The organism is Xenorhabdus sp. PR6a, from assembly GCF_028599065.1.
In the GTDB taxonomy this organism is placed as follows: domain Bacteria; phylum Pseudomonadota; class Gammaproteobacteria; order Enterobacterales; family Enterobacteriaceae; genus Xenorhabdus; species Xenorhabdus doucetiae.
In genome coordinates this window covers 20398-27881 of the sequence record NZ_JAQRFJ010000050.1, presented here as the reverse complement: position 1 = coordinate 27881, position 7484 = coordinate 20398, and the positions used below count along the sequence as shown (strand labels likewise).

Annotated in this window: 7 protein-coding genes; all 7 read right to left on the bottom strand. The window is 45.3% G+C overall.

The features are described from left to right. Window positions 1-54: 54 nt before the first annotated feature. The gene (locus PSI15_RS13310; protein ID WP_273583941.1) at window positions 55-513 is read right to left on the bottom strand and encodes a DUF986 family protein; all 459 of its coding nucleotides are present in this window, start codon (window positions 511-513) and stop codon (window positions 55-57) included. Between the two features lie 104 nt (window positions 514-617). Then, complete coding sequence (locus PSI15_RS13305; RefSeq protein ID WP_273583940.1) at window positions 618-1466, bottom strand: PTS mannose transporter subunit IID; 849 nt, start codon at window positions 1464-1466, stop codon at window positions 618-620. A 13-nt stretch (window positions 1467-1479) separates the two neighbouring features. Then, window positions 1480-2280, bottom strand: coding sequence for a PTS mannose/fructose/sorbose transporter subunit IIC (locus PSI15_RS13300; RefSeq protein WP_273583939.1), 801 nt, complete (start codon window positions 2278-2280; stop codon window positions 1480-1482). Window positions 2281-2363: 83 nt separating this feature from the next. Next, window positions 2364-3341, bottom strand: a complete 978-nt coding sequence (manX, locus tag PSI15_RS13295) for a PTS mannose transporter subunit IIAB (RefSeq protein ID WP_273583938.1) — start codon at window positions 3339-3341, stop codon at window positions 2364-2366. Window positions 3342-3884: 543 nt separating this feature from the next. Further along, a complete protein-coding gene (locus PSI15_RS13290; protein WP_045970184.1) occupies window positions 3885-5249 on the bottom strand; it encodes an L-serine ammonia-lyase in 1365 nt (454 codons plus the stop codon). A gap of 168 nt (window positions 5250-5417) precedes the next feature. Then, entirely contained in the window at window positions 5418-5987 is a 570-nt protein-coding gene (locus PSI15_RS13285; protein WP_273583937.1) for a CoA pyrophosphatase, read from the bottom strand. Then, on the bottom strand, window positions 5984-7354 hold the full coding sequence (pabB, locus tag PSI15_RS13280) for an aminodeoxychorismate synthase component 1 (RefSeq protein ID WP_273583936.1): 1371 nt from the start codon (window positions 7352-7354) through the stop codon (window positions 5984-5986). The genes PSI15_RS13285 and pabB overlap by 4 nt, the downstream gene beginning before the upstream one ends. Between the last annotated feature and the right edge of the window lie 130 nt (window positions 7355-7484).

Sequence of the window (7484 nt, the reverse complement as noted above, 5' to 3'; positions counted from 1 at the left end):
GCGCGGGGAGATAATAAAGGCATCTTGAAATACGACGAGGGTGAATAAGTGAAATTATTTGTTGTTGACAAGAAATTGATAAATTTTTTCTAAATCATCCAAATTTGTTACTGAGAGATATATTTTATGCGGCGCTAAGTCCATCATAAGAATACCATCTTCAGACAAATTCATGGCTTTAATGCTTTCATAAGAAAAAAAACGGTTAGCATAATAAAAACCGTCTTTTTTGAAGATTAATTTTGGGGAGCGAATATAACCTAAGTATAATGTCACCAGAATGGTAAATGACAATAAATAAGTCGTGAACTGGCTGCCATGTGAGGTAATATTATTGTAAATAACAATGGCAATCAAAACGATAAAGATCAGGGCATCAATCCGCTGTTTTCTTTTAAGTCTGATATTTAACAACGTTTTGCCTTTGAGCTGATTGATAATAAATTCATCATAAATCGCAAAAGCGAGCATGAATACAATCAAAACTATCAAAACAATATCATGCAAACCCATTTTTAATCCCTATTTTCATCGTGCGTGGGCTTCGTCATATTTTATTATCTCCCCGCGTTGCGAGGAGATAATAAGCGACTTTCGTCATGCGGCAATAAATCGATCTAGCCGAGGAAACCAAAACGGAAACCGACGATCCCCAGTACGAAAAAGCCCACGATAATCCATAATGGATTGACTTTTTTCCGCAGCAACCACATACAGCCGAAGGTTAATAACAATGGCATGAGGCCGGGCATTAATTGATCGAGGATGGTTTGCACAGTCGTGACTTTCATCTCACCCGTCACTGGGTCAGGCACTTCTGAAACCACGAGCGGAATATTCACTTTGGTCCATTTATTGACCAATGCCCCCATGACAAACAGGCCCAGAATTGACGCTCCTTCCGTCATTTTCTGCAAGAAACCCCCGCCCATATCTTTAACGATATCCAAGCCTTTTTTGTAGCCATAAGAGACACCGAAGTAGCGGGTCAGTAGTCGCACGGCGTTATACAGGATGAAAAACAGCACGGGGCCCATCCAGCTACCACTCATGGCAATTCCTGCACCCAGCGCGGCGAAGACGGGACGAACGGTTCCCCAGAAAATAGGATCACCGACACCGGCCAGCGGGCCCATCAAACCGACTTTGATACCGTTGATAGCACCGTCATCAATGTCAGCGCCATTGGCACGCTGCTCTTCCATTGCCATCGTGACACCCAGAATAGGCGCCGCCACATAAGGATGAGTATTAAAAAATTCCATGTGCCGTTTGAGGGCTTGCTTCCTTTCTTCGGTATTCTCTGGATACAAACGACGAATGGCAGGGATCATTGAGAAGCAAAAACCGAGAGCCTGCATCCGTTCAAAGTTCCATGAACCTTGAAACAGGTTAGAGCGGAGGAATACACCGCGAATATCGCTGCGTGTCAGCTTCTTCTGACCCATATTTGTTGTCTCTGACATGTTGTTGATCCTCTTAATCTAATTCGTTATCAAGGTCGTTTGCGGCATGGCCGGCAGGAGCGGCTGCCTGTGATTGATTGTATTTTGGGCTAAGCTGGATATACAGGATTGCCATGACAATACCAATCACACCTAATGCAACCAGGTTGAAGTCAGTGAAAGCTGCCGTGACGAAGCCAAGGTAGAAGAAAGGCATCAGATAACCCGCGCGCATCATGTTAATCACCATGGCATAACCGACAACCACGATCATACCGCCGGCGATATTCAGGCCGCTGGTGACGACTTCGGGAATGGAGTTTAACATGTGCTGAACTTCCGAGGTGCCGACGGATATCGCAACAATCAGGGCAGGGATGGCGATCCGCATGGCTTGCAGCATTAACGCTGAAATGTGAAGAACGCTGATCGCACGAAGATTGCCGTTTTCTGCCGCTTTATCGGCGGCGTGTTGGAAACCTACCGTCAGGGTACGGACAAGGATCGTCAAAACTTGACCCGCCGCCGCCAGAGGAATGGCTAACGCAATACCGGCACCGACATCTTGCCCACCCGCGATAACCAGAATAGTCGAAATGATGGAGGCCAATGCAGCATCGGGAGCGACTGCGGCACCGATATTCATCCAGCCAAGGGCAATCATCTCCAGTGTACCGCCGATGATAATGCCGGTTTTCACATCGCCGAGCACTAAGCCGATTAATGTACAAGCAATCAACGGGCGGTGAAATTGAAATTCATCAAGAATGGAACCCATGCCTGCGATACAGGCAACGATGAATATCAACACAAGTTGAACAACGGTAATGTCCATTGTTTTTCTCCTGTAACCAAATGTAATTTGGTAAGAATTTTGTTATTCAGTAATGGTAAGTAAAGTGACATCTGTTGTTATTTTTAAACTTTTTTCAGCAGATCCATCATATTTAGGCGAGTATCACTGGCAACCTTGCGGGCTTCAAGTTCTATACCGCGAGCGTTCAGTTTCTCAAAGGCTTCAATGTCAGTCTGATCAACGGAAATGGCGTTGTTGATCTGGGTTTTTCCTTGACGGAAAGCCATGCCACCGATGTTTATGGATTCAATGGCGACACCCCCTTCGACAATACGCAGGACATCGGTTGGATTGGTGAATAGTAGCATCACGCGCTCATTGGCGTATTTGGGGTTGTTGTAAACCCGAACGCATTTGGCAACGTCGATAACATGTGCGCTGACACCGGGAGGTGCAACTTGTTTCAACAAAGTAGCACGCACCGTATCTTGGGCAACGTCATCACTGACCACGATGATGCGCTTGACGTTAGTTTCTTTCGTCCAGCGGGTAGCAACTTGACCGTGGATAAGGCGATCATCAATACGTGCGAGGGCAATCTTCATATGGCCGCCCGCAGAAGTTGTTGCAATGGGGGTTGCTGAAACAGCAGGTGCAGCGGTTGGTTTGACAGGCTCAGGTTTTGCAGTTTCTTCTTCAGCTTGTACGGTTTTAAGCGCCCGGATACCTTCCCTGCCGGTTTCCAATGCAACGGAAACCAGCTCTTCCATAGAAGGATCATCATCACGGCACATGAACGCTTCAACCAGCATCGGGACATTTACCCCCGTGACGATTTCGTAGTTATCTTTATCAAGCACAATACGGTTTGCGGCATTGAATGGACTACCGCCCCAAGTATCGACGAAAAATAGAACACCTTGTTCTGTATTCAGCGATTCCAGTTTTTTGTTGTATTTCTCGAATAACGTATCAGCATTTTCACCGGGTACAAAGTCGATATAAGAGACATTTTCCTGTTCTCCAATCAACATCTCTGTGGTATGCAGCAGTTGTTCTGCCGCAGCCCCGTGTGTGCCAATCATAATGGCTATACTCACTTGTTTTCCCCTTTCTATAACGATTGAACTTAGACTTACTGCAAGCTCATACTCAATATTTCTAATGTATTGAACTTCCTATTAATCAAAAGGATAGTTGTAGATATAAAACCGTGTCTAAAATATACTCAAAATTTCATTTCGCGTGGTTTTATATTTTGTTACATAAGAAAATATGTCATTAGATTATCATTTGCAGCCTTTAAGAAAATTGCTGTCAGTCAGAAAAATTAAGACAGACTGTTTTGACAGGTTAAAATGATGTTTTATTCTTTGTAAATAGAAATTATAGATTTTAAATACTGCAAATTTGCATGTTATGGGTTTTTATCTCTGTTTCCGGTAACATTTTATTAATTTCTTCATAAAAAAATCGTGATATTTTTAGCGGAAAATGGAAAATAATGTACTTTGTTAATTCGTTTCAGCCAAAAAAAATATCCCCACCAAATGGCAGGGATATTATTTAGGCTAGCATGTAGATATGGCAAAAAAACAGTCAAAAATATCACTCATCACAAAATCAGTGAGTGATACCTTACATTAGTCACACTGAACTTTTATCGCCAAACCCCCGCGTGAAGTTTCACGGTATTTCGCGTTCATGTCCTTGCCGGTTTCATACATGGTTTCAATCACTTTATCGAGAGAAACACGCGGTTCACTGGTACGGCGGAGTGCCATGCGGGCAGCATTGATCGCTTTGACTGAAGCGATCGCATTACGTTCAATGCAGGGAACTTGCACTTGTCCCGCGACAGGGTCACAAGTCAGGCCGAGGTTATGTTCCATGCCAATTTCTGCTGCGATGCAAACCTGTTCAGGGCTGGCGCCAAGTAATTCTGCAATGCCGGCCGCTGCCATCGAACACGCAACGCCGACTTCACCCTGACAGCCAACTTCCGCACCAGAAATAGAAGCATTCATCTTATACAGGATGCCGATAGCACCAGACGCAAGGAAATAGCGGGTGTACAGTTCCGGTGTCACCGGTTCAATGCAGTGGTTGTAATAGGCCAAGACGGCAGGGACGATACCACATGCCCCATTGGTTGGTGCGGTAACAACACGGCCGCCGGCGGCGTTTTCTTCATTGACGGCCAGGGCAAACATATTGATTAAATCAACCACATTCATTGGGTCATTAGACAATTTGTTTGAGGATGTCAGCATACGGTGCAAGGCTGCTGCACGGCGGGGAACACGCAGGGGGCCTGGCAAAACCCCTTCGGTGTTCAGGCCACGTTCAATACAGGCCTGCATGGTTGCCCAGACATCCGCGAAATACTCAGCAATTTCTTCTTTGCTGTGTAAATCCAACTCATTTTTCATCATCAAGCCAGAAAGAGACAAGCCTGTCTTGTTACAGTTCATCAGCAATTCTGCCGCCGAGCTGTAAGGGTAAGAAACAGGTTTGGAATCTTGGGATGGCTTGCCAAAATGTTCTTCATCAATAATAAAACCACCACCGATAGAGTAGTAGGTTTTGCTGTAGACTTTTTCGTCACCGGCGAACGCATGAATTTGCATGCCGTTTTCGTGCAGTGATAGGTTATCGCTACGGAAGTTCATACCGCCATCGCGAGGAAAATCGACTTCGTGTAAACCATTTGCCAGCGGCAAACGTTCAGTTTGCTCAACATCACGAATAAAACCTGGAATTGAATCAATATCAACGGTTGCCGGCATATTACCTGCCAAACCCATGATGATAGCGATATCCGTATGGTGACCTTTCCCGGTTAATGAAAGTGAGCCGTATACATCAACAGCTACACGCGTGATAGAGGACATTACCCCTTGGTTTACAAGATCATCGACAAATTGTTTGCCTGCTTTCATAGGACCAACAGTATGAGAGCTGGATGGGCCAATACCCACCTTAAACATGTCGAAAACGCTAATCACGCCAGACTCCTTTAAGAAGAAAGAGATATAGTTATTTATATAAAGCGCGCTACTTTACTGTTATTTGGTAGTGTTGATAAAGGAGTTTACAGTTTTTTTTTAATTATAATAGCAATTGATATGATTATGGATAAGTAATGCACAGTTTTATGGCATTTTATGTCCAGCTCAGGCTATTTTTTGCACTTGCTGCGCTAAACGATAAATAATAGCCGCGGTTAATCCCCAAATCATATGCTCCTGATGCCAGTAAAAATAGACCCGGCGCTGCTGGTTGCGACGTTTTATATCCAGATAGCGATAATGGGGCAGGGAAAGGGCATCAGACAGGGGAATTTCAAAAATGCCGGCGACTTCGGCTGGATTGGTTCGAAAAGCAATAGGTTCGGCAATCAGGCCAATGACCGGAGTCACACAATAACCGCCGATACTGTCCAACGGGGCTAATTGCCCCAGTATTTGCACTTTATTCTGCGGCAGGCTGACTTCTTCTTCTGCCTCACGCAAGGCAGTAGCAATCAGGGAAGCGTCTTCCGGATCTGCCGCTCCGCCGGGAAAAGCAATTTGCCCCGCATGGGAGCGGAGATGTGCGGAGCGTTGAGTGAGTAACAGCGTGGGTTCTGGCTTACATATGATCGGCAATAACACCGCAGCATTCCGTGGGTTGTGCGCCAAATGTGCCGGCCGTGCAGGAAGCTGTAATTGAAACCGATGGATGAAGTCAGAAATCGATGTCATGGTAGAGAGAGTTCCCCTAATTGAGGTAAGATCCGCCCGAGTTTATCAAATGTTTCCTGATACTCTTTTTCAGCAATGCTGTCTGCGACGATACCACCACCTGCCCAACAGTAAATTTTTCCTTTTTCTGTCAGTAAGGTACGAATAGTAATATTGCTGTCCATTGTACCGCAGAAACTAATATAGCCAATCGCACCACAATATCCATGCCTGCGATGCGGTTCCAATTCTTCAATGATTTCCATAGCGCGAATTTTAGGCGCTCCCGTAATTGATCCCCCCGGAAAACAGGCCCGCAGTAAATCAGTGGCGTGATAGGTGTCAGGCAAGGTTGCGGTGACGGTGCTGACCAGATGATGTACGGCCGGAAAAGGTTCGACAACAAATAACTCAGGGACTTTGACTGAGCCGGGAGTCGCCACCCGCCCAATATCATTTCTCAACAGATCAACAATCATCAGGTTTTCAGCGCGATCTTTCCGTGAACTGGCTAATTTCTCGGCTTGCCGTTGATCTTCTGCGGGGTCTGGTAATCGTGGCCGTGTTCCTTTTATCGGACGAGTCTGAATGTGGTTATCTTCCAGAAGAATAAAACGTTCAGGTGAAATGCTGATAACACAGTGCTCAGGTAAGCGGATAAAGGCAGAAAAAGGCGCCCGATTACTCTCATTGAGTCGGATAAATGCCTGCCATTCATCGCCCTGATAATTGGCATGAAACCGTTGGGATAAATTGACTTGATAGCAATCCCCTTCTCGCAGGTAGCGGTGGATTTGAGCAATTTTTTCGTGGTATTGCTGGGCTGTCATGTTGGATTGCCACGGATTGGTCAGCGAAAAATCTTCTTGCCGATTTTCTTGCAAAGACTCCAGCCATATCAGCCGTTCGTCAATATTGTGGTAGCTCAATAATGTTGCCTGTTGGAGCTGATGATCAATAATGATTCCCCAATCGTAGATACCGATGGCCATATCAGGGAAGCCCAGTTCATTGGCGGTTAATTCGGGTAACTTTTCGATGCGTCGCCCAAGATCGTATCCCCATATCCCTAATGCGCCTCCTTGAAAAGGGAGATTCGGATCAAACTGCGCATTGATACCAGAGGCGTGAAGATGGTTTTTCAGCAACAGGAAGGGATCTTCCTGAGAAAGAGCAACCTGACCATGATGATTAATTTCGGTCGATTTTCCTTGAGTGACAAATGTTGTCACAGGTTCAGCGACGAGGATATCAAAGCGATTATGCGGATGTTCAGCCGTTCCGGAATGTAACAGCATCGCCCAAGGTAATGCAGAAAGCGGGGCGAAATAGTGAATGGCAAGATCAGGAGAATAAGGTAGTTGCCGTTTTTGTAATGCAATTTTCATGACAGAATCAGTATCGTGTTTGGCAATTCACAAGGAGTAACATATTAATCGGCGGAGATTATCACATAATCCCACTCCTGACTTGAGATAAAAAAGGCTATAATCGCTGCCTGCCATTAATTGTTATGTT

Excerpts from the sequence above, each read along its gene's own strand:
- PSI15_RS13310 (WP_273583941.1), bottom strand. The coding sequence starts at position 513 with ATGGGTTTGCATGATATTGTTTTGATAGTTTTGATTGTATTCATGCTC.
- PSI15_RS13305 (WP_273583940.1), bottom strand. The coding sequence starts at position 1,466 with ATGTCAGAGACAACAAATATGGGTCAGAAGAAGCTGACACGCAGCGAT.
- PSI15_RS13300 (WP_273583939.1), bottom strand. The coding sequence starts at position 2,280 with ATGGACATTACCGTTGTTCAACTTGTGTTGATATTCATCGTTGCCTGT.
- PSI15_RS13285 (WP_273583937.1), bottom strand. The coding sequence starts at position 5,987 with ATGACATCGATTTCTGACTTCATCCATCGGTTTCAATTACAGCTTCCT.
- pabB (WP_273583936.1), bottom strand. The coding sequence starts at position 7,354 with ATGAAAATTGCATTACAAAAACGGCAACTACCTTATTCTCCTGATCTT.